The following is a 22,091-nucleotide window of genomic DNA, read 5'->3' as shown; positions in this document are numbered from 1 at the left end:
AATTATCGAATCATTTTTTCTATTGGAATAATTAAAATTCCTTCGGCACCAAGATTTTTGAGTTGTTCAATAATTTCCCAATAATCGTCTTCTTTTATAACCGAGTGCAAACTGCTCCAATCTTTATTGACTAGTGGTAAAATGGTTGGTGATTTCATTCCGGGTAATAATGAACAAATTTTTTCGATAGCAGAATTTGGTGCGTTCAACAAAATATATTTGTTCTGTTTACCTTCGCGAACGGCTTGCATTCTGAACAATAATTTATCAAGAATTGCTTGATTTTCTGGTGTTAGATTTGGATTTGAAATTAAAACCGCTTCACTTTTAGTAACGGTTGCTACTTCTTTCAATCCGTTCATTAAAAGTGTACTTCCTGTACTTACAATATCAAAAACGGCATCGGCAAGACCAATACTGGTAGCGATTTCAACACTTCCGCTAATTTCTTCAACAAATACAGAAATGTTTTTTTTGACAAAAAAATCAATCAGAATTTTTGGGTAACTTGTGGCAATACGCTTGCCTTCGAAATAGTTTAAATCGGTATAGATTTCGTCTTTTGGTATAGCCAACGACATTCTACAACCTGCAAAACCTAATTGTTGGATAATTTCGACTTCTTTGTCTTTTTCCCAAACTTCATTTTCGCCTAGAATTCCGATATCAGCAACGCCTTGTTCTACATATTGCGGAATATCATCGTCACGCAAGAATAAAATTTCGATAGGAAAGTTTTGGGCAACAGCTTTCAGTTTTCGTTCGCCATTAGAAATTTTGATGCCACATTCTTCTAGAAGTTGGAGTGATTTTTCACTCAGTCGGCCACTTTTTTGAACCGCAATTTTTAAAGTACTCATTTTTTAATTTAGAATAAAATCTGAGTATATCACGAAGTGTATAAATACAAAAAACCCGTCTTGATATACTCAGACGGGTTTTTAATTATGTTATTTGATTAGCTACAATACATCATTAACTCGCCTGGTTGCAAGAATGATGATGATGTAATTGTGAAATAATCGTGTTCATTGTTTTATTTTGATGGCACAAAACTAGACATAACTTTTGGATTGAAAACTACATTTTATAAAATTTAACATTTGTAGAAGTATTCATTATCGAAATAATCTTTCCAATAAAGCTCTAATGAAAAGACCTTTTGGGCATTTCCAAATCACTTGTAAATCTTCCCAAAAAGAGGTTTCTTCATCTAAAAATTTGAAAATTAATGTTGGATTTCCTTTTTTAAATAACGCTGAGAACACGGTTGAACCTAAGTCATTTCTTCGGAATAAAACATCAATAAAGAGTAAATCATACAACCAAAATTTGTCTTTTTTATTGAATTTTCTAAAGTCATTTTCAGAAGAAATAAATCGAATTAATGCTTTAGATTTTTTTATAGTATTGGCAAAAGTATAACCTGTACTTGCTTTTGTCCATCCACCAGCAGAACCAATATTGACAATGTTTTTAGTGTTGTGTTTCCAGAAAGCATAACATGTCATTGGAATATTTCCTTGTTCTTTTTCGATGATTTTATAGTTGGTAATTCCTATTTTTTTGATGTAATCTTGAATTTCGTTTTCATATTCTTCTTTGGATAATAAATCTTTTGAAAACAAAGTATATTCTAACAAAGCCTCGGTTTCGGAAGTTGGCAAGACATACATAAATCGGGTATTTCCTTTTTGTTCCACAGAAAAATCCATAAAAGTTGCCTTGGCTGGATTGAAAACTTTTTCTTCGGATTGTATAAACCAACCTATAAAATGCTGTTGCAACAACGGATATTTCGTCTGATTTTTTACAATTTCGGGATGATAAATGGAGTTGAAAATTTGATTGCATGTAAAATTTTCACTTTCTGTTTTTACCACACAATGATTGCCAAGTTCTTCAAATTCAATTACTTTTTCGTTTGCAAATCGGATATTTTTTTGCTTTGAAATTAGATCGAAAACCAGATTGTAAAAATCCAATCCGCGAACCATTTTATATTGATACGGATGCAAATCTAAATCTCTTCGAAAGGTTGCATCGGCAAAAAGTGCCACATCCCATTTTTTTGAAACTATTTCATCAAAAGATTGTTTCTCATCCCAAAAACACCAAGTTCTGTCGTTGTTTTTTTTGGGGTTTTGATCAAGTATTAGAATGGATTTATCGTTAAATTTCTTTGATAAAATCATTTCATAAACCGTCATCAACGCCGATAAACCTGAACCTGTAAAAATGTAATTATAGTGTTGCATGGTTCAAAAATAAGCAATCTAAAGGAATTTGAAATCAAACAAATGTTAATCAATATGATATCGAAATCCTAGAAAAAATCGAATTCCTTGATTTGGTCCATAAGCATAGGTTGGATCAAATGTCAAACCATATGGATTATCAGCAGTTGGAACTGCATTTCCATTCATATCAAATTGTACATTTTGATCGAACGGATCATTGGCACGGGCAATTAAAAACGGATTTCCACGATTGGGTGTCCAATCAAAAAGATTTTTTATTCCCGAATAGATTTCAAGATTATGAAATTTTTTATAAGTAAACTGTATGTTTTGAATACTAAATGATTGCGAATAGTTGCGTCGTGGGTCAAGTTCACTAAGCAATGGTAATCGCATCGGACCAGTAAGATTTCCTGTATAATCAAAGGAAAGATACCATTCAGGAATTTCATAATTGATTGCCCAATTCAAGGAATATTTCTCTGTAAACAATGGAACAAAACTAACACCATCTTGTTGCGTAATTGGATCAAAATAGCTGGCTCCAACAGTTGCTTTTAGACCAAATGGCGTAATCCAATCGGCATTGGCACTAATTCCAAAAATTTTCGAAAAACCATTCAAGTTTTCATAAACAATTTGATTAGGGTTGAGGTCATAATTAGCAAATATCCGATTAGTAAAATAGGTGTACCATGATGACATTTCTAAATTCAGAACTCCTAAGTTTTCCAATTTAAATCTTTTTAGATAATTTAAATTGACATTATAAGATGTTTCTGGTTTTAAATTATCAACTAAAACTACTTCTCTTGCACCTGAAAGTGCTTGATGGTCTTCGGTAAAAAGATTGACTACTCTAAAACCGGTACCAAAATTCAGTCTTAAAATATCATCCTGAGTTGGTTTCCATTTTAGGGCTATTCTTGGAGTAAAAATAGAACCATGAACCGAGTTATAGTCGTAACGTGAACCAAGAAGAAGACCTGTTTTTTCAGAAAATTTTATATCGTCTTGCACAAAAAGGCTGTAAATTTTTGAATGGTCAGAAGTGGCAGTTGCAGGTGTATTATCGTTATAAAATTGATAGCGAAAAGCACTGCCGAATAGGAGTGAATGATTTTGGATATTTTTATCCCAAAGGAATTGCCCGAACCCTATTTTTTGATTGGCTAAATAAAATGAATTTCCATATACCGAATTTTGGTCATGACCTATAAACGAAAATTGCAGATACATTTTTTCTTTAACAGGTAACTCATATTTTCCTAACAGCTCAAATCGCGAGGTATAAATGCTTTCGCCATATACTTCATCACCTCCACGAAAACCTTTGTTCCATTGCATTTCGCCACCCCAACGATCTTCATATAAGTAACGTCCAACAATACTAAACTCTTTTTCTGATTTTCGGTTAATATTCCATTTACTAAAAAAGGAAACTCGGTCTTGTAATGCAATATCAGTAAAGTTATCGTTATTGTTATCAATTGGGTTATTGTAAGAGAAATAATTGACACCAAAAAGAGCGTCCACTTTTTTGCCAATGGTAGCCTTATAACCTAAGTCAATATTATTTTCGAGCCAAGAAGTAGAAAACATATCGGCAGTAAATAAAGAGGCAGTCTTGGATTTTTTTGTAATGATGTTAATCAAGCCGCCGACTGCTTCACTTCCATATAAAGTGGATGCAGCACCTTTTACCACTTCAATTCGTTCAATCATAGAATTTGGAATTCCCGATAAGCCATAAACAGTTCCAAGCGCACTTACTATTGGCATTCCATCAATAGTAACCATGGTATAAGGACCATCTAGACCATTTATTCTAATGTCACCTGTACCACATACATTACAATTATTTTGTGGTCGCAAGCCATTAACATTTTGTAGTGCATCAAAAATGTTGCTAGTTGGATTTTGCTTTAAGAAAGTGGCAGTAATTATTTCAACAGGAACAGGATTTTCCAATCTTTTTACTGCTTTTAAAGTTCCTGATACAACTACTTCATTGAGTTCCAATTCTTTTTTTTCTTTTTTAGGCAAAGAATCTGTTTTTGTTTGTGCAATAGTATATTGAGTAATACAGAATAGTAAGAATATTATTTTTTTCATTTATAAACAAAAAATTTAGACAAAACTAAAAATAAATTTTTATTAACACAAATAAAATCGGCTTGCTATTTAAACAAGCCGATTAATCACTAATTTAACCAAAAACCAAGTGATTTAGTCATGAAAAACTACACGCCCATTATTATTTTCGTAAAACTGTTTTGGGACAGGAAAGGGATCTTTATGAGAGAAGAATCCGTCTTGTAAATCCATAAGTTCATCAGCAGTGCAAATGGTACTTTCGAGTTGCTTTCTAATATCTGCTTCGTTCATAGTAATACCAATAAACACCAACTCGTTCAATCGATCACCAAAATCCAACGACCAGCGTTCTTCTATTATTTCTTGATTGTCTACAAAATTTTGAAATTTAATACGTTCAGAAAACGGCATGCTTGCCCACCAAACGCCGGCACCTTCTGATCTAATGGAGCCGCCAGCTTGTGACCAGTTTATTGCTTGATCGGGCCTTGAAGCAATCCAAAATAACCCTTTGCTCCGGATAATTGCGGTTGGGAAATTGGAAATAAATTCCCAAAAGCTATACGGATCAAATGGGCGATGATCTCTAAACACAAATGAAGTGATGCCATATTCTTCGGTTTCGGGAGTATGAATTCCTTCTAATTCTTGAATCCAACCAGCGGAAACTTCGGCTTCTTCATAGTTGAATAATCCAGTATTAATTATTTCATTGGGATGTACTTTTCCCATTTGGGAATGCAAAATTTTAGCTACTGGATTTAGTTTGGTTATGGATGCTTGTAAAATCTCTAATTGTTTTTTTGAAACTAGATCGGTTTTATTCAGAATGATCACATTGGCAAATTCAATTTGATCTACTAACAGGTTTACGATTGTTCTCTCATCATTTTCTATGTCTGATGCGTTTCTGTCCTTTAATGTTTCGGCACTTCCATAATCTTTAAAAAAGTTAAAAGCATCAACAACCGTAACCATAGTATCTATATAACTAAATTTAGAAAGATCGATGTTTTCTTCTTCGTTAACAAACGTAAAAGTTTGCGCTACAGGAATAGGTTCTGAAATTCCAGTACTTTCAATTAATAAATAATCAAAACGATTTTCTTTTGCTAGTTTTTCGACCTCGAGCATTAAATCTTCGCGCAGCGTACAACAAATACAACCATTGCTCATTTCTACTAATTTTTCTTCAGTACGAGACAGAGTATTTTCGGCTTTAACTAAATTAGCATCGATATTTACTTCGCTCATGTCATTAACAATCACAGCAACTTTTAATCCTTCTTTATTATGAAGAATATGATTGAGTAACGTGGTTTTTCCGGCGCCAAGAAATCCTGACAATACGGTAACGGGTAATTTTTTCATAAATGTTTATGCTGACTAAAGTTTAATAAATGACCAATGATTAAACCAATTCCTCCTAACAACATTCCTTCAAAATGAGTATGTAAAATGATTTCAATCATTACACTAACCAGAATGATCGAAATAGAAATACCTAAAATAATTTTGACAGTTCTACTTGCGTTCGACATTAGTATTTTTGATGTTGCAAACAAAGCAATACCGCAAAAAATGATATCTATCCAAATGCTCTTAAAAGTACTCAAAGGAAGAATTGCAAGAAAAGGAACTACTAAACAATGAACCAAACATAAAGTTGCGCTGGAAATTCCTAAAAAATCATATAATTTTTGAGTTGTGTGTTTCATTTTTATACCTTTGTTAATGCAATTGAGTTGCAAATATAAATATTTTTTGTTAATGCAACAATGTTGCAATAATATTTTTATGAAACAATTTAGAAACACCACAGCCAAAACCACTATTTTAAATGTATTGAAAAATGCAGAAGCAGCTTTATCTCATGCTGAGTTATTAACTTTAACAAATGGTGTGTGCGATAGAGTTACCATTTACAGAGTTCTTGAACGATTAGTTAATGAAGATAATGTTCACAAAGTGGTAACTTCTGATGGTATCATAAAATATGCAGCTTGTAATCATTCTGCACACCATTCTCATGATCATGTTCATTTTAATTGCGAAAAATGTAAGACTACAACTTGCATAGAAATGGTACTACCCGTTATTCAACTTTCAAACGATTATACCGTTAAATCATTTAATTTCACCGTTACAGGTATTTGTCCAAAATGTAATTAATTTTTAGATTTATCTAAATATTTTATTTGTACTTCTAAAAATTTGTATTTTTGATAAAAAATCGAATGACGACTTCAGAAGAAAACTATCTTAAAGTAATTTATCATCTATCACAAGTTTCACCAAAAGGAGTGAATACCAATGCTATTGCCGGAATGCTAGATACCAAAGCCTCTTCGGTTACCGATATGTTGAAAAAACTTTCAGACAAAGATTTAGTTTCCTATCAAAAATATCAAGGTGTTACCCTAACTGAAAATGGTTTTCGATCTGCCAAAATGATTGTGCGAAAGCATCGTTTGTGGGAAGTTTTTTTGGTAGAAAAATTGGGTTTCGCTTGGGATGAAGTCCATGATATTGCAGAAGAATTGGAACACATAAAATCGGAAACTTTAATCAATAAATTGGATGAATACCTTCATTTCCCTTCGTTTGATCCACATGGTGACCCAATTCCGGATGTTAACGGAGTAATGAAAAAAGTAAACAAATTGTTGCTCTCAGAAGTGGAATTACACAAAGAATATCAATGTGTTGGTGTAAAACATTCTTCGTCTGAATTTTTGCAATATCTTGATAAACAAAAAATTGCATTAGGTTCAAAAATTGTTGTCAAAGAAAAAGAGAGTTTTGATGATACGTTACTTGTCGAAGTCAATTCGAAAGAAATTACAATATCCAATAAAATTGCTAATAACTTATACGTTCACTGATTATGTTTGAAACAATAATAGACTATTTCGAAAGCATAAATCCGGTTTTGGCGGCTTTTTATGCTACAATGTTTACTTGGTTTTTAACGGCACTTGGTGCGTCGTTTGTATTCTTTTTCAAAAACATGAACCGCGTTGTTCTTGATGGAATGCTAGGTTTTACTGGTGGAGTAATGATTGCTGCAAGTTTTTGGAGCTTATTGGCGCCAGCCATTGAAATGAGTAAAGGCGAAGGTTTTATAAAAGTAATTCCAGCAGCTGTAGGGTTTGCTTTAGGTGCTTTATTTATTTTTGGATTGGATAAATTGCTTCCTCATTTACACATTAATTTTAAAGAAACGGAAGGTGTAAAATCACCATGGCAACGAACGACATTGCTAGTTTTAGCGATTACGTTACACAATATTCCGGAAGGTTTGGCGGTTGGAGTGCTTTTTGGTGGAGTTGCTGCTGGAATTCCAGAGGCATCGATAGCGGGTGCTGTTACTTTAGCTATCGGAATTGGAATTCAAAATTTTCCCGAAGGTATTGCCGTTTCTATGCCATTGCGCAGAATGGGAATGAGCCGTTGGAAAAGTTTTATGTATGGTCAGTCTTCGGCTATTGTTGAACCCATTGCTGGAGTTTTAGGAGCAGTTGCCGTTATCTTTTTTATACCAATTTTGCCATATGCTTTAGCTTTTGCCGCTGGTGCAATGATATTTGTAGTAGTGGAAGAAGTAATTCCAGAAACACAACAAGATAAAAATACTGATATCGCTACTTTGGGATTAATTGGCGGATTTATTGTGATGATGACCTTGGATGTTGCTTTGGGTTAACTACAACCACAATCGCCATTACCACAGTTTTTCTTTGATTTTGATTTCCAAAAAAACTTTCGCACAAGAAAACCAAGCGCCACAATTACAAGTATATAAACCAATATTTCTTGAAAATCCATAGTACAAAAGTAAAAGGTTCTCCAAAATTAGAGAACCTTTTTTATGTTAAAGTTTAGCGCCTATCGAAATATAGAATGTTCGTCCTTCGCCTGGCAAAATTCCTGGTCCAGGATATCCACCAGCTCTTCGCGTCGCATATTCTTCATCAAATAAATTATTAATTCCGGCACGAATGTTATAGTTTTTCAAGAATTTATATTCAGTCGATAAATCAAAAACACGATAATCGTCTAAAATTCCTGTTACGCCATTAGCTGATGGTGTTACTGTATTATTAGCATCGGTAAATATTCGACCAGACATTCTGTATTGTGCTGTTGCTGATATGTTATTATTACTCCAAGAAAGTCCAAAATTATGAATATATCGCGGTGCGTTTTCTACGCGATTGCCCGAAAGATTGGTTTCTGTTATAGTTACATTTGGCGCAGTTCCTGAAGCGTTAAAAATTCTAAAATCGGTATAACGACTGTCAATAAAACTCACTGATGCAAAGAAATCTAGATTTCCAAAGGGTTTTTCAATTTCGAATAATCGTGTAATATTTAAGTTGGCAAATCCTTCAATTCCTTTATTTATTGTTTCTCCAAGATTAGTTCTAAAAAGGAAAGTGCCTTGAGTAGGATCATTGTTTACAAACTGTCTGATACCGCCAATTCTATTGTTGTAGCTTAGATAGAACAAACTAAAATCAAAGTTTAAGTAGTTTTTAAAAGTTCCTCTAAAACCTAAATCGGCATTGAAACCGCTAGCATCTTTTAGATTTGGATCAATTACGTCAGTAACCGCTGGCGGTGTAAAATCTGAAAATAAAACAGGTCTAAACGCTTGTGTAATATTGGCATAAATATTGGTCGTTCTAAATTTATACTCCAATCCTAGTCCAAATAAAGGCTTACTTCTCGAAATCGTTTTGTCTGGAAAAGGCACATCATTTCCACTACTGTTAATTCCAAATCTTCCTTCGCCTGTGTTCTGAATGTACTCATAACGAACACCTGGCGTTACACTGAATTTATCGGAAACTTTAAATTGATTTTCAGCAAAAACAGCCACATTTTCGGTTGTGAAATCTAAATCTCGAACATATCTTCCATCAATTGATATATCAAAATCGGAACCTGTTGTACCACGACCATCTTGAAGTCGTTGCGTATTGGCTTTGTATAAACGAACTCCAAAGGCAAGATTATTATTGATTTTCCCTAATTTGTATTTATAAATATTTCTGTTTTCTATTCCATAATTTTCATAAAGATCACGATCTACTCTTCGGTTTGCTAAATCATCTACAACATTTGGCGTACCAATAAAACCCACACTATTTCGTTCACCAATAAGTCCAAAAAGTTTGGTGTTTGAAGTTAATTTATCATTTATTTTAGTGTCAAAATTTACCGAAAACACATTCCAAGGTGTGCCAAACCAATTTCGTTCTCGTAAAGATTGTCTTGGATTTGCGTTAAATTGTTCATCGGTTAAACCTCCTGCTTGTTGCATTTGATAATCCATGTTGGTGTATTCTGCTGATAATTTGGTGTTTTCTGTGAAGCGATATTCTACAAATGCGTGTGTATTTCGAACCGTGTATTCACTGTTTTCTCTCCAACCATCGGCGCTACGAGAATGATTGTAAACATAATAGGAGAACCTTTTAAAAGTACCGCCAATAGCGTTGTAACTACTCATTAGACCATAACTTCCAACGGTGTTTTGAGTTTCAAATGAAAATTTCTTTTTGGTTTCTCTTTTCAACACATAATTTAGCATTCCGCCAAATTGTGGTCCAAATTGTAACGAAGAACCACCACGAACCAATTCTATAGTTTCAACTGCTTCTAACGGCGGATTGTAATACGCTTCGGGATAACCAAAAACATCGGATGAAATGTCGTAACCGTTTTGTCTTGTGTTTAATTCCCAACTTCTGTTTGGACTTAAACCTCTCACACCAACATTGATTTGAATACCTGAACCTTCATTTTCCCAAATAGTAACACCCGGAATTCTAGCAAAAATTTCTCTGGCATTATTAGTGGTGAAATTTCCATTGATATTGGAAAGTTTTAAAACCTCATTTTTTTTACCAGAAAAAAGTACGTTTTCTTTTATTTCGGGCATTCTTTCAGGGCTTTGTTGTTTTGGTGTAAGAATTACTGGAGCAAGTCTTTTTATTGTGTCATTGAAAGCTAAATCGTTTTCTTGAGCAAAAAGAATTGTACTAAAACTAATAAACAATAGTGATAAGTTATATTTCATTTTTATTTAGATTAAATCTATGTTGCAAAAATACTATCTAATATTTATTTAGACAAATTATAAATTGTAAAAATTTAAAGTGTTTTATAATTAACTGATAATCAAAAGAAATATTTCAATATTTAACTTTTGTTAAATTAATGTAGTACTTGATATGCAACTAATGCAGCTAAATAAGCCATAATTCCTAGTCCGAAAAGTTGCAGTAAAGCCCATTTCCACGAGTTAGTCTCGCGTTTTACAATGGCAACGGTTGCGCCACATTGCATGGCAATTGCATAAAAGAATAACAATGATATTCCCGTTGCAGTAGTAAATACTTTTTCACCATTTGAAAACGTTGCGGTTTGCATTCTCGATTTTATCGTTCCTTCGTCTTCAGCATTTTCAACACTATAAATGGTTGCTAATGTGCCAACAAAAACTTCTCTTGCGGCAAACGATGTTATGATGGCAATTCCAATTTTCCAATCGTAACCCAATGGTTGTATAACAGGTTCAATGGCTTTTCCCATAGTTCCAATATAGGAATTTTCTATTTGAAAAGAGGCAATTTTTGCATTCAGGTCGGCTTCGTTCAGCTTTTGATTTTCGAGTTGATTACTCACGATTTTTTCAGCATTATCAAAATTTTCGCCACCATGAGAAGCCAAAAACCAGAGCACAACCGAAACTGCCAAAATGATTTTTCCTGCATCAATCACAAATGATTTTGTCTTTTCAAAAACAGTGTAAAAAACATTACGAAGCAATGGCATTTTATAAGAAGGCATTTCTATTACAAAATAAGATTTGCTAGTGGCTTTAATGATTTTGGTCAAAATAATAGATGAAATTAATGCTAAAACAATCCCAAAAACATACATTCCTAACAAAGCTAATGCTTGCGAATTGATAAACCTGAAGATTTTTTGTTCGGGTACAATTAGCGAAATTAATATGGTGTAAACCGGTAAACGTGCGGAACAAACTGAAAATGGCGTAACTAAAATAGTGATTAATCGTTCTTTCCAATCTTCGATATTTCTTGTTGCCATAACCGCTGGAATAGCACAAGCATTTCCGGAAATTAATGGCACGATACTTTTTCCGTTCAGTCCAAATTTTCGCATGATTTTGTCCATTAAAAACACAACTCTCGACATATAACCACTTTCTTCTAAAACAGCAATGAAGAGAAATAGCATGGCAATTTGAGGAACAAAAATCACAATTCCGCCAATTCCCGGAATAATTCCTTGGCTAATGAGTTCGTTAATTTTTCCTTCGGGTAAAATTGAAGCTATAGTTTCAGACAAAGAAGCAAAACTTTCGTCAATGAAATCCATAAACGGTCCAGACCATGCAAAAATTGCCTGAAACATAAGCATCAACAATACTATAAAAATAACAAATCCAAAGAATTTGTGAGTTAATATTTTGTCTAATCTTGAATCAAAATCGATTGCTTTGGTCTTGTCTTTTTCAAAATTTCCTTTTAAAACCGAATTGATAAATTGGTATCGTTTTATAGTTTCTTGATGTTGTTCTTTTTTTACATCAATTTGTTTTTGCTTGTCTTCAATGTCAATTAAACCAATTTTATAGGTAGAAGTAAGCCAATTTTTATAGGTAGAAATATCGCTGGAAAACACTGGCTTTTCCGATAGTTTTTCAAAATTCTGAATAGCATTTTTCAGTTCAGAAATTCCTGTATTATTTCGTGTACTGGTTAAAATAATTGTTGTATCGAGTTGTTTTTCGAGATTTTCTTTGTTTATCGAAATTCCTTTCAACTGCATTCTGTCTGCCATGTTGATGACCAAAATAGTTGGAATCCCTAAATCTTTTATTTGTGTAAAAAGCAACAGATTTCGCTTTAAATTTTCGGCTTCGGCAACAACTACGGCAACTTGAGGAAAATTTTTGTCTTCGTTGTTTAACAAAAATTCAGTGGTAACACTTTCGTCAATCGAACTCGGATTTAAACTATACGTTCCAGGCAAATCGATAACGGTAACTTTTTGATGATTTTCTAAATGTAACGAACCTTGTTTTTTTTCAACCGTGATTCCCGGATAGTTTCCTACTTGCTGGCGCAAACCTGTAAGTGAGTTGAACAAAGACGTTTTTCCAGTATTTGGATTACCAACTAAAGCTATTTTTAAAGTGTCGTTTTTTGTCATTTTACTTTTGTATTTCCACAAAAATCCTGCTTGCCATTTCTTTTCTAATAGCAAGTTTTGTGTCATTTACTGATAAAAAAATCGGATCTCCAAGTGGCGCAATTTGAATTACTTCTACAAAATTTCCTTCCATGCAACCCATTTCTATGAGTTTCAACGGAATGATAGCGTCGTCAAATGAAAGTATGACTGCTTTTTGTCCTTTTTGAAGTGTGTCGATGGTTGTTTGCAAATCTTATTTAGATTGAATTAAAATACAAAGATAAAAAATAGAAAAGGAAAAAGGATTATAATTATCAATTTAGCCAAATTAATCGTGTTCCAATAACCAATTGATATCTTCAATCAATCGCTGAACGTCTTCTTTTTTTGTTCCGTCGTAAAAACCGCGAACTCTTCGTTTTGTATCAACTAAAACAAAGTTTTCGGTATGAACCATATCATACATTTCTTCAGGTTTACCCGTTTTTACTGCTAAATAAGATTTTCTTGCAATGTAATAAATGTCCTTTTTATCGCCAGTAACCATATTCCATTTGCTATCATTAACTCCTTGTTTCAAAGCATATTTTTTTAAAACTGGAACACTATCAATTTCAGGTGTAACGGTATGTGATAAAATCATCACGTTTGGATTGTTGCTAAATGCTTTTTGAACTTCAGTCATGTTTGTCGTCATGATTGGACAAATCGTTTGACAAGTAGTAAAGAAAAAATCAGCCACATAAATCTTTCCTTCATAGTCTTTTTGAGTAACCGTTTTTCCGTTTTGATTGGTGAAAGAAAAATCGGCAATCGTATGATATTTTCCAACATGTTGAACTGTGCTATCAACCAATTCTGAATTTACATCTGCTGGATTAAAAATTGGCAACACTTTTTCTGGTTTCAAAGCATTATAAAATAAAGCAATGGTTACTACCGAAAATAGAAAAAGTCCGAGGAAGAAAAGCCTATATTTTTTAAAAAATGAAAGCATATTATTTTTTTTGCAAAAGTACGAAAGCCTAATTTCAAAATGGAACTTTTACTTGTTTATCAAGTCATATAATTTTGTTAAAAATGATAAAATCGCTTTATTATCGGTAAATTTGTGAAAACCTCAATTATTGAATTATGAAAATAACAACTACTAAACTTTCATTAGCATTGTTAATTGCTTTTGGCATTAATGATGCAAATGCACAGCAAAACCATTCGGGAATTAATACATCGCTTATGGATAAATCTGTAAAACCAAGCGATGATTTTTTCCGTTTTGTAAATGGAACTTGGTTAAACAATACCGAAATTCCTGCCGATAGAACACGTTGGGGAAGTTTTGATGAGCTACGTCAAAAGACCGATATCGATGCATTACGAATTTTGGATGAAGCTTCAAAAGATCCAAAATATACTTCGGCTACCGATCAAGGAAAAGCTGTAAATCTATACAAAACTATTATGGATACCATTGCCAGGAATAAAGCGGGAATAAAACCGTTAAAACCTTATTTGGCAAAAATTAATGCAGTAAAAAATGTTGCTGATTTACAAAAATTAATGATCGAAATGGCACCACAAGGTGGAATTGGTTTTTTTGGTGTTGGCGTTGGAACAGATGCAAAAGACAGCAACAAAAATGTGGTAAACGTTGGTCCAGGTTCGGTTGGTTTACCCGATAGAGATTATTATGTTTCTGACGATGCCGATTCTAAAGAAAAACGTGAAAAATATGTAAAACACGTAGCTCGAATGCTAGAATTTATTGGCGATAAACCAGCAGTTGCTCAAAAAAATGCAGAGAAAATTTTGGCTTTAGAAATTGCTATGTCTAAACCACGCTTTGACCGAGTAGAACGTCGCGATAGAAGAAAATCATACAATCCGATGACGATTGCCGATTTACAAAAATTGACAAATTCAGTAAATTGGGAAAAATACATCACCGGAATTGGTTTGCCAAAAGTGGATACGTTAATTGTTGCGCAACCTAAATACATGCAAGCTTTAGAAACTCTTTTTGTAGAAAATAAAGTTGAAGATTGGAAAGCGTATATGCGCTGGACATTGCTAAACAGTTCGTCAAGCCGACTTTCGACTGAAATTGAAAAAGCTAATTGGGATTTCTACAGCAAAACACTAAGCGGAGCAATCAAACAAAGACCAAGAAACGAAAATGCTTTGCAAGTTGTAAATGGTCCAACTGGAGAAGCTTTGGGTAAATTATATGTAGAAAAAATGTTCCCAGCAGAAGCCAAAGCCAAAGCCGAAAAAATGATTAAAAACGTTATTCGAGCATACGAAATCCGTATCAATAATTTGCCTTGGATGTCTGAAGCTACCAAAAAACAAGCCATTGAGAAGTTAAATAAAATGACTGTAAAAATTGGTTATCCAGACAAATGGAAAGACTATTCAGCATTAACAATTAAAAGTCCAGCAGAAGGCGGAACTTATTTTGATAATTCAACTTCAATTGCTAACTGGAATTTCAAGAAAAATATAGAAAAATTAGGCAAACCAGTTGACAAAACCGAATGGGGAATGTCGCCACAAACTGTTAACGCTTATTTCAATCCGTCAAACAATGAAATTGTATTTCCAGCAGCGATTTTACAACCGCCATTTTATGATTACAAAGCTGATGAAGCTGTGAATTATGGCGGAATTGGAGCTGTAATTGGTCACGAAATCTCACACGGATTTGACGATTCAGGTTCACGATATAATGCCGATGGAAACTTGGTCAACTGGTGGACAGACGAAGATTTAAAACAATTCACAGCACTTGGAACTGCTTTAGCTGACCAATATTCTGCTTTAGAACCATTACCTGGAACAAAAGTTGACGGAAAATTTACGTTAGGTGAAAATATTGGTGATTTAGGTGGAATTAATGCTGCTTATGATGGTTTACAATTGTATTTAAAAGAAAACGGAAACCCAGGATTAATCGATGGATTTACGCCAGAACAAAGACTTTTCATTTCATGGGCAACGATTTGGAGAAGCAAAATGCGTGACGAAGCTATCAAAAATCAAGTGAAAACCGATCCGCATTCTCCAGGAATGTATCGCGCTTATGTTCCGTTGTTGAACTTGGAAACATTTCATCAAGCGTTCAACATAAAACCTGGCGACGGAATGTATTTAGCTCCGGATAAACGCGTAAAAATTTGGTAATTACAAGTTAATGAAATTTTAAACCTGACAGGTTTTCAAAACCTGACAGGTTTTTTTATTATCTTGTATGAAATTTTTCAATTATGAACAAAGTACTTTTTATTTTCTTTTTATTTTCAGGTATAGCTTTTTCTCAAGGTAAATTAGAGTTAACCTATAAAGTTAAAAGTCATGGAAAACCACTTGAATTTGATTCAACTATAGAACCTGAAATATTGCCTTATCTTGTATCGATGGAAAAGCAGTTGGAAGATTTGACATTTACTTTATATATAAAAGGAAAGGAATCGCTTTGGTTTTTAAACAATCGCGATACTTATTCGACTTCACATATGGGAAAAGCATTTGCGGGAAACACAACTTATTATTTTGATTCTAATCAGAACGAATATAATACTCAAGAAGAATTTTTAGGCAGTTTATTTTTAATTAGTAAAAAACCTAAAGAAATAAAATGGGAATTAGTCGATGAAACCAAAACCATTTTGGGATACGAATGTAAAAAAGCAGTTTACAAAGTAACCAAAGAAATTAATGGAGAAACCAAAGAATTTGTAACCGAAGCTTGGTATTGTCCAAAACTCAAATACAAAATTGGACCGCAAGATTTTGGAGGTTTAGATGGTTTGATTTTAGAACTAACCGATAAGCGAAGAAGGTTTTATTGTGCTGAAATTTTAGAAGGAACAGAAACTTCACTCTTTGTAATTGAAAAACCAAATAAGGGAAAGCTAATAAAAGAAGAAGAATATATGGAAGAAATGAGAAAAATAGCAATTCAAAGAGGTTTACCTCACGATTAAATTACAACTCAGGTCTCTGAAATTCATATCCTAAAACTGTAGACACTTTTTCCGAAGAAATAGTTTTTCCAACCGAAGGTTTACTTTCGTCAAATTTTGGTAATGGTAAATTCAGTTCTTGTGCTTTTTTAGAATAATACACTTTTCGAGAAGGATGAAATAGCGCAACAGCGTTAAAAATTTCTCCAAAACAATTTTTCTCTAAAATTCCTTCTAAAATTCCGATGCAATCCAATTGATGAATTAAATTAATCGGTCCATCAGGATTTTCGAGATTTTCTCTCCCAGCTAAAAACTTTATTGGATGTCTATCTTCGCCAATCAATCCTCCAAAACGAATGACAGTAGTTGTAAAATTGGAATTATTTTGCAATACTTTTTCGGCTTCCAAAAGTTGTTTTCCGCTTTCTGTATCAGGATTTGGAATGGTCATTTCAGTTATTAAATCTATTGAAATAGCATCAGAATAAACCGAAGTCGAACTCACAAAAATCACTTTTTCAACCGATGATTTTTCTATAAACGGAATTAGATTTTGAATTTTAGCAACAAAATTTTCGTTAAAATTTCCTCTTAATTTCGGTGGAATATCAATAATTAAAATTTGGGAATGAGATAAAAAGCTGTCAATATCACCATTAATTTCTTCTTCAGATAAAGCAATTTGAAAAGCATTGATTCCAGCATTTTCCAAAACCGACATTTTCTCCAAAGTTGTCGTCGAACCTTTTACCAAAAAACCTTTCTGCAATAATGATTTTGCCAAGGGAAAACCCAACCAACCGCAACCTAAAATTGAAATTTGTTTCATAATTAAAAATTAAAGCTTTGCCACAAAGCCACGAAACAGCAAAGTTTATTTGTAAAAATCTGTCTAATCCGTATAATCTGTGGTTGATTGTTTTAATGTATCAATTGCAGTATTTATTGGGTTTTTTGGAGGTAAATAATTGACCATAATTTTTGGTTTTTCGCTGGCTTTTACTTTTTCTTTCACGATAACAGCATTATTTAAAACAAAAGGAGTTGAAATCATCCAATCTTTTCTTTTAGTAGCAGTAAATTGTGGATTGGTTAGTAAATCAAACGAACTTTCCACCAAATTCAAATCGAGTTTATCCTCTTTTGAAATTGAAAAACTCAAAACCAAAGGTTCGTTATTAACCACATAATAACTCAAAATTTTCTCCGAGTCACTTCCGCTGATGTTGCTTTTGAAATCAATTGCTTTTGCACCATTAGCAACTAAATTATGAAGTGTTACTTCATTAGCATTGAAAATATCATAACGGTTAACAGCACGATTTGGCGTAATTTTTATTTGATACAAACGTTGGTTTCCTTTCAACGTATCACGAAGAAATTCAATCGTTGGTTGTGCAATATTTTTGTTTGGTGCTTCGCTCATGAATGTGAATTCCGAACCATATTTGCTATACAATTTATTCGTATTCAAAATTTTGGCGCTTTTAGGATTTTCGCCTAAATAACCTTTTGTCCATTCGTCTAAATTCAAATCATACGTTGTCCAATAGGATTTTTTTACATCCGCATCATGAAGGTAAACCAAGCTGTTTGGTTTTGGTCGTTCAATTGTATAATCCGAAGCTTGATGTGCTTTTACAAATAAACCAATGCTCAGCAAAAAGAAAATGGCCGACCAAATTCCTTTTTTGTTAAACGAACCAAAAATAGGTAACAATAATCCGAAAGTTAAAACAGTTAAAATAGCACTTCCATAAAGGATTTTTAAACCCAAACCAACAGGAAACATTTGAATAAATGGCGGAAGAATTACTAAAGTTGGAATGGCTAAAATGCAATTGATTAACCAATTTGATTTTTGTGTTAAAACATAAATTCCTAGCATCAATGCGCTTGAAATTAATGGAATGATTAAAAATCCTGCACCTTTTAAGAAAATTGCAATTCCAACATTTAGAAGCAACCAAAGAAATAATGGTGCGAAAAACTGGTTCATTTCGGCATTTCGTTTTCCTGAATTTTGATAAAAAAGAAAACAAATCGCTATCGATAAACTCGTGAAAGCATGAATATAATCGTGTCCGTTATAAGTAAATTTGTGAAGAATGTCTTGATATTGTGGATAAAATTCAAGTAATAATTTCCATCCGATAAACGTAATTCCTCCAGAAACAAGAAGCGATAACAATAGCGGAACGAAACCTTTCAACACTTCATCAATTCGCAAAACGTGTTTTCCTAAACCAATGAATAAAAAGATAAAAATCAATCCGAAAGCAACGATTACCATTGGAATAATCCACGAAAACGGATAGTTTACAAAACCAAATGGAACGTTGAAGTACACATTATCATCCTCCGAATTTAAATTGGACAAATCCGCATTTGAAAAATAATTCAACAACGGAAAAAGATAACTTCCTTGGTGTGCCAATGTTTTTGGACTAAGATTTTCAAAATTATCTCTTTCGGTATGATAGTTAAAATGACTGTCGATAAACGCAAAATTGAAACCTTGAATTTTTCCTTGTTCTCTAAAAACGGTTAAATCCGTATCGTTTGGCAACATTTTGTAAATGCTATACATCAGCGAATTAGAAACAGGATATTTGGTTTTTCCATCAGTAAACGCTTTTACCATTGCAGCATTTCCTCTGTTGGTTTCCATCAACATATAACTTGGACCAGAACTGCCACGCGCTTCAAAATTTAAAACTGTGCCAACTTCCTTTGCCCATTTATGTTGGGTTACAAAAAGTGCTGCACCGTTTAAACCTAATTCTTCTGCATCAGAAAAAAGAATGATAATATCATTTTTATGTTGGGTTTTATTGTAAAGAAAAGCCCGAACACTTTCGAGAATTGTGGCAACTCCAGAAGCATCGTCACTTGCGCCAGGCGAAAACGAATGTGGTGCAGAATCATAATGTGAAAGTAAAAGCAAAGCTTTATTGCTTGAACTACCTTTTATTTTAGCAATAATATTTTTAGATTTTACTAATGTTCCACCATCAGAAAGTGTAAAACCTTCTTGAATTGTAGGCGATAAACCTAAATTTTTTAATTCTTTGATGAGGTATTGAGCAACAACTTCGTGATTTTTTGAGCCTACAAAATGAGGTTTTTGGCTGATCGCTTTCACTTTTTCTAAAGCACGTTTGGTAGAAAATTCAGAAAGCGATGCTTCACTTTGATCATAATCTTGTGGCATCATAAAATAGAAAACACCAAAAATGACTAGTAACAGAAAAAAGAAAGATAGAATAGGTTTTTGGTTGGTTTTCATAGCAGTGAATTTAATCTTTTTTTACCAACATATAGAAATCGTTGTCGAGAAGCATGTATCCTTGGTCGTAAACAAAATAATAAGTATTACCCGTTTTGGTCGTCAGAATATTGGTAAAATACTCAAACGAAAAACCTTTGGATAATAACTTGGCTTTGGTGGCTTTTGCTTTTCCTTCTACATTTATTTCAGAAAGTATGCGATAATTTTTGCGAAGCTTGTTATTGATATTTCGCATAATATTAGTAGAATCCTTGTTCATTCTATTGTTGTAGTTGTTACGACAACCATCGCTGCAAAACTTCTTGTCTTCGCGTCCGAGGATTTTATCGTTACATTCTAAACAATTTCTCATAGAAAAAAGTATAATTTTTTAACTCTATTTGACTAAATTAATAAAAAAAGGTTATAAATTAGAAAGAAAAAATAAATTGGTTTTATTTACTTACGCTTTTTTTATGTAATAAGCACAAGCTACAATCCAAGTGATAAAAGCTAATTCAACTATTCGTTGGTATAAACCCGCAAGACTAGAAGTTGGAGCTGAAAATAAAATAAAACTAAATAACAAACTAATTGTCCCACAACCCATACCAATAGTGACCAAACTAGAAGTTGATTTGACTTGTCGCAAGCCAATAGCGATTAAAAAAATACTAATTGGAACAAAAACATAAGTCAAAAAACCTGTTAGATTATGAATAAGTTGCGACAGAGTTGGGTCTAAAAATTCTTTGTTACATCCTTTGTCACAAGGAAAAAATCCAACAATGATTGTGGCAATACCATAAAAAAGGCCAATTCCCATAAAACCTATTTTTATCAATCTTGATTTTGGAAATAGTTTTATACTAGTAAAGGCAAAAACAGTTAAAAGCAACCCACTAGGAAGGTAACCTAAAAAGCGTAAATATTTTCCATATTGTGTATCAATAGCATACGTTTCGCTAATAAATTGTGATAATGGATTGTAGTTTTCAATATATAAACCACCAATTGTAGAGGAAATTATAAATAATATTACTCCTGAGAGTCCAATCCAAAATAATACAGTTTTGTTCATTTCATTATTTTCTTATAAATTAAATTTCTACCCTATCATACTCGTTCAGTTTGTGATGCTCCACAATAGAACCTTTTCCATTTGGGTCTTCATAAAAAGCCGGTTTGAACTTGGCACCAAAAACTACTTCTTCATGCGTGTAGCTTGTTCGTTTGACAACTGTACTCGAAAAATCTTCATCATAAGCACGAACATAAACCAGAATTTCTAAATCTTTGTTTGTCATTTCGTCGAAATTCATTTTCCACAACGGACTTTGCTCATCAATTGGATGAACGATTGTCCAAGTAGTAACAAAAGTATCGAGCGTATCTATTTGAAGTGGTAAGTTGAAAAACTTATTGATTAATTTACCGTTTTCTTTGAGCATCAAACTAACGGTAACTCTAACCATCATGTTGCTAAGCGATGCGTTTTTGATTGGTACCAACCGAAACATTAGTGCGGTATTTTCTTTGAATGGTGCAATAATGGCATTGTGACTAAATTTCAAATGTGCTTTGGGTTTTACAAATCTTCCATAAAGCAAACCCGTATTAATCGCTAACGTTAAAATACCAATTAGTGCTTCGGATGCTGCAATGGTATTGGTAAAAATGCCAACAGGACTTATTCTTCCATAGCCAACTGTGGTGAGTGTTTGTGCGCTAAAAAAATAGACTTCTTGAATATTTTGCCAATTAGAACCCTGAATTAACCCCATCAAATTTGGGATACAAAAGAAATAGTAAATCAATGCGAAAACAAAATTGATAAAAAAGTAAAATATGAATACAAGTGCCAAAAATTTCCACCACGAAATATTGATTAGCTTGCTGTATAAACTGTTTCGTTCTTTTATTGGTCGACCAACGTGAATTACATTGTGCGAACCGTCTTTGTTGATAAATCGAGCGTATTTTTCGGTAACCGAAGTGCCAAAACCCGTATTGTCTATATTTTTATCCATTGGCTTTAATTGTTTTTTGGGTAAAATAAATTATTTGGAAAACACAATGTGTTATATCAAATATACGAATTGTAGGTTTTAGGAGAATTCTATTTTGGGGTTTTAGTGAAAATTAAAAATACAACGTTTTGCGTCTTCAAGAAGTGGCGATGAACCAAGACCAAGACTTTACAAATGTAAACAAAACTTTAAATTAATAACCTTTCCAATTTCTGATAAATCCTATGCCACGCCATTTCTTGAAACCGCT

Annotated in this window: 20 protein-coding genes; 5 read left to right on the top strand and 15 right to left on the bottom strand. The window is 33.1% G+C overall.

What is annotated here, in order from left to right; translation table 11 throughout:
• Nucleotides 1–2 precede the first annotated feature (2 nt).
• The 5 genes from hisG to IAI56_RS05765 form a co-directional block, all read right to left on the bottom strand.
• Nucleotides 3–860 carry an ATP phosphoribosyltransferase gene (hisG, locus tag IAI56_RS05785; protein ID WP_187656977.1) on the bottom strand — a complete coding sequence of 286 codons (858 nt, stop codon included), beginning with the start codon at nucleotides 858–860 and terminating at the stop codon, nucleotides 3–5.
• A 258-nt stretch (nucleotides 861–1,118) separates the two neighbouring features.
• Nucleotides 1,119–2,258: a lycopene cyclase family protein gene (locus IAI56_RS05780; protein WP_187656976.1), complete on the bottom strand. Its 1,140-nt coding sequence runs from the start codon at nucleotides 2,256–2,258 to the stop codon at nucleotides 1,119–1,121.
• Nucleotides 2,259–2,303: 45 nt separating this feature from the next.
• On the bottom strand, nucleotides 2,304–4,355 hold the full coding sequence (locus IAI56_RS05775; protein WP_187656975.1) for a TonB-dependent receptor plug domain-containing protein: 2,052 nt from the start codon (nucleotides 4,353–4,355) through the stop codon (nucleotides 2,304–2,306).
• A 114-nt stretch (nucleotides 4,356–4,469) separates the two neighbouring features.
• A complete protein-coding gene (locus IAI56_RS05770; protein ID WP_187656974.1) occupies nucleotides 4,470–5,708 on the bottom strand; it encodes a GTP-binding protein in 1,239 nt (412 codons plus the stop codon).
• Complete coding sequence (locus tag IAI56_RS05765) at nucleotides 5,705–6,055, bottom strand: MerC family mercury resistance protein (RefSeq protein WP_187656973.1); 351 nt, start codon at nucleotides 6,053–6,055, stop codon at nucleotides 5,705–5,707. The genes IAI56_RS05770 and IAI56_RS05765 overlap by 4 nt, the downstream gene beginning before the upstream one ends.
• 79 nt (nucleotides 6,056–6,134) lie before the next feature.
• Between IAI56_RS05765 and IAI56_RS05760 the strand changes: the two genes are divergently transcribed.
• The 3 genes from IAI56_RS05760 to IAI56_RS05750 all read left to right on the top strand — a co-directional run bounded on the left by IAI56_RS05760 (nucleotide 6,135) and on the right by IAI56_RS05750 (nucleotide 8,043).
• Nucleotides 6,135–6,509 (top strand): Fur family transcriptional regulator, encoded by a 375-nt coding sequence (locus IAI56_RS05760; protein ID WP_187656972.1) that lies wholly within the window; start codon nucleotides 6,135–6,137, stop codon nucleotides 6,507–6,509.
• 65 nt (nucleotides 6,510–6,574) lie between these two features.
• A complete protein-coding gene (locus tag IAI56_RS05755) occupies nucleotides 6,575–7,222 on the top strand; it encodes a metal-dependent transcriptional regulator (RefSeq protein WP_187657010.1) in 648 nt (215 codons plus the stop codon).
• Between the two features lie 2 nt (nucleotides 7,223–7,224).
• On the top strand, nucleotides 7,225–8,043 hold the full coding sequence (locus tag IAI56_RS05750) for a ZIP family metal transporter (RefSeq protein ID WP_187656971.1): 819 nt from the start codon (nucleotides 7,225–7,227) through the stop codon (nucleotides 8,041–8,043).
• Here the strand turns inward: IAI56_RS05750 and IAI56_RS05745 are convergent.
• From IAI56_RS05745 to IAI56_RS05725, 5 genes are all read right to left on the bottom strand, one after another.
• Nucleotides 8,040–8,165, bottom strand: a complete 126-nt coding sequence (locus IAI56_RS05745) for a FeoB-associated Cys-rich membrane protein (RefSeq protein ID WP_187656970.1) — start codon at nucleotides 8,163–8,165, stop codon at nucleotides 8,040–8,042. The genes IAI56_RS05750 and IAI56_RS05745 overlap by 4 nt on opposite strands.
• Nucleotides 8,166–8,211: 46 nt before the next feature.
• Nucleotides 8,212–10,425: a TonB-dependent receptor family protein gene (locus tag IAI56_RS05740; RefSeq protein WP_187656969.1), complete on the bottom strand. Its 2,214-nt coding sequence runs from the start codon at nucleotides 10,423–10,425 to the stop codon at nucleotides 8,212–8,214.
• A 137-nt stretch (nucleotides 10,426–10,562) separates the two neighbouring features.
• Nucleotides 10,563–12,590: a ferrous iron transport protein B gene (feoB, locus tag IAI56_RS05735; protein WP_187656968.1), complete on the bottom strand. Its 2,028-nt coding sequence runs from the start codon at nucleotides 12,588–12,590 to the stop codon at nucleotides 10,563–10,565.
• A gap of 1 nt (nucleotide 12,591) precedes the next feature.
• Entirely contained in the window at nucleotides 12,592–12,822 is a 231-nt protein-coding gene (locus IAI56_RS05730) for a FeoA family protein (protein ID WP_187656967.1), read from the bottom strand.
• 78 nt (nucleotides 12,823–12,900) lie between these two features.
• On the bottom strand, nucleotides 12,901–13,569 hold the full coding sequence (locus IAI56_RS05725; protein ID WP_187656966.1) for an SCO family protein: 669 nt from the start codon (nucleotides 13,567–13,569) through the stop codon (nucleotides 12,901–12,903).
• A gap of 137 nt (nucleotides 13,570–13,706) precedes the next feature.
• Between IAI56_RS05725 and IAI56_RS05720 the strand changes: the two genes are divergently transcribed.
• Nucleotides 13,707–15,755, top strand: coding sequence for a M13 family metallopeptidase (locus tag IAI56_RS05720; RefSeq protein WP_187656965.1), 2,049 nt, complete (start codon nucleotides 13,707–13,709; stop codon nucleotides 15,753–15,755).
• 83 nt (nucleotides 15,756–15,838) lie between these two features.
• Complete coding sequence (locus tag IAI56_RS05715) at nucleotides 15,839–16,558, top strand: GLPGLI family protein (RefSeq protein ID WP_187656964.1); 720 nt, start codon at nucleotides 15,839–15,841, stop codon at nucleotides 16,556–16,558.
• Between the two features lies 1 nt (nucleotide 16,559).
• Here IAI56_RS05715 and IAI56_RS05710 read toward each other — a convergent pair whose 3' ends face one another.
• From IAI56_RS05710 to IAI56_RS05690, 5 genes are all read right to left on the bottom strand, one after another.
• A complete protein-coding gene (locus tag IAI56_RS05710) occupies nucleotides 16,560–17,369 on the bottom strand; it encodes a Rossmann-fold NAD(P)-binding domain-containing protein (protein ID WP_187656963.1) in 810 nt (269 codons plus the stop codon).
• Between the two features lie 63 nt (nucleotides 17,370–17,432).
• Nucleotides 17,433–19,829 carry a M28 family peptidase gene (locus tag IAI56_RS05705; RefSeq protein ID WP_239106979.1) on the bottom strand — a complete coding sequence of 799 codons (2,397 nt, stop codon included), beginning with the start codon at nucleotides 19,827–19,829 and terminating at the stop codon, nucleotides 17,433–17,435.
• 10 nt (nucleotides 19,830–19,839) lie between these two features.
• A complete protein-coding gene (locus IAI56_RS05700; protein WP_133532229.1) occupies nucleotides 19,840–20,184 on the bottom strand; it encodes a hypothetical protein in 345 nt (114 codons plus the stop codon).
• 90 nt (nucleotides 20,185–20,274) lie between these two features.
• Nucleotides 20,275–20,892: a DUF998 domain-containing protein gene (locus IAI56_RS05695; protein ID WP_187656962.1), complete on the bottom strand. Its 618-nt coding sequence runs from the start codon at nucleotides 20,890–20,892 to the stop codon at nucleotides 20,275–20,277.
• Nucleotides 20,893–20,911: 19 nt separating this feature from the next.
• On the bottom strand, nucleotides 20,912–21,841 hold the full coding sequence (locus tag IAI56_RS05690) for an ion channel (protein WP_187656961.1): 930 nt from the start codon (nucleotides 21,839–21,841) through the stop codon (nucleotides 20,912–20,914).
• Nucleotides 21,842–22,091 lie beyond the last annotated feature (250 nt).

The sequence above is a fragment of the Flavobacterium macrobrachii genome (assembly GCF_014486675.1).
In the GTDB taxonomy this organism is placed as follows: Bacteria; Bacteroidota; Bacteroidia; order Flavobacteriales; family Flavobacteriaceae; genus Flavobacterium; species Flavobacterium macrobrachii.
This window is presented reverse-complemented; position numbering and strand designations above follow the sequence as displayed.

Excerpts from the sequence above, each read along its gene's own strand:
- IAI56_RS05710 (WP_187656963.1), bottom strand. The coding sequence starts at position 17,369 with ATGAAACAAATTTCAATTTTAGGTTGCGGTTGGTTGGGTTTTCCCTTG.
- IAI56_RS05745 (WP_187656970.1), bottom strand. The coding sequence starts at position 8,165 with ATGGATTTTCAAGAAATATTGGTTTATATACTTGTAATTGTGGCGCTT.
- IAI56_RS05705 (WP_239106979.1), bottom strand. The coding sequence starts at position 19,829 with ATGAAAACCAACCAAAAACCTATTCTATCTTTCTTTTTTCTGTTACTA.
- IAI56_RS05715 (WP_187656964.1), top strand. The coding sequence starts at position 15,839 with ATGAACAAAGTACTTTTTATTTTCTTTTTATTTTCAGGTATAGCTTTT.
- IAI56_RS05770 (WP_187656974.1), bottom strand. The coding sequence starts at position 5,708 with ATGAAAAAATTACCCGTTACCGTATTGTCAGGATTTCTTGGCGCCGGA.
- IAI56_RS05765 (WP_187656973.1), bottom strand. The coding sequence starts at position 6,055 with ATGAAACACACAACTCAAAAATTATATGATTTTTTAGGAATTTCCAGC.
- IAI56_RS05740 (WP_187656969.1), bottom strand. The coding sequence starts at position 10,425 with ATGAAATATAACTTATCACTATTGTTTATTAGTTTTAGTACAATTCTT.
- IAI56_RS05700 (WP_133532229.1), bottom strand. The coding sequence starts at position 20,184 with ATGAGAAATTGTTTAGAATGTAACGATAAAATCCTCGGACGCGAAGAC.
- IAI56_RS05695 (WP_187656962.1), bottom strand. The coding sequence starts at position 20,892 with ATGAACAAAACTGTATTATTTTGGATTGGACTCTCAGGAGTAATATTA.
- IAI56_RS05775 (WP_187656975.1), bottom strand. The coding sequence starts at position 4,355 with ATGAAAAAAATAATATTCTTACTATTCTGTATTACTCAATATACTATT.
- feoB (WP_187656968.1), bottom strand. The coding sequence starts at position 12,590 with ATGACAAAAAACGACACTTTAAAAATAGCTTTAGTTGGTAATCCAAAT.
- IAI56_RS05690 (WP_187656961.1), bottom strand. The coding sequence starts at position 21,841 with ATGGATAAAAATATAGACAATACGGGTTTTGGCACTTCGGTTACCGAA.
- hisG (WP_187656977.1), bottom strand. The coding sequence starts at position 860 with ATGAGTACTTTAAAAATTGCGGTTCAAAAAAGTGGCCGACTGAGTGAA.
- IAI56_RS05725 (WP_187656966.1), bottom strand. The coding sequence starts at position 13,569 with ATGCTTTCATTTTTTAAAAAATATAGGCTTTTCTTCCTCGGACTTTTT.
- IAI56_RS05750 (WP_187656971.1), top strand. The coding sequence starts at position 7,225 with ATGTTTGAAACAATAATAGACTATTTCGAAAGCATAAATCCGGTTTTG.
- IAI56_RS05720 (WP_187656965.1), top strand. The coding sequence starts at position 13,707 with ATGAAAATAACAACTACTAAACTTTCATTAGCATTGTTAATTGCTTTT.
- IAI56_RS05760 (WP_187656972.1), top strand. The coding sequence starts at position 6,135 with ATGAAACAATTTAGAAACACCACAGCCAAAACCACTATTTTAAATGTA.
- IAI56_RS05780 (WP_187656976.1), bottom strand. The coding sequence starts at position 2,258 with ATGCAACACTATAATTACATTTTTACAGGTTCAGGTTTATCGGCGTTG.
- IAI56_RS05755 (WP_187657010.1), top strand. The coding sequence starts at position 6,575 with ATGACGACTTCAGAAGAAAACTATCTTAAAGTAATTTATCATCTATCA.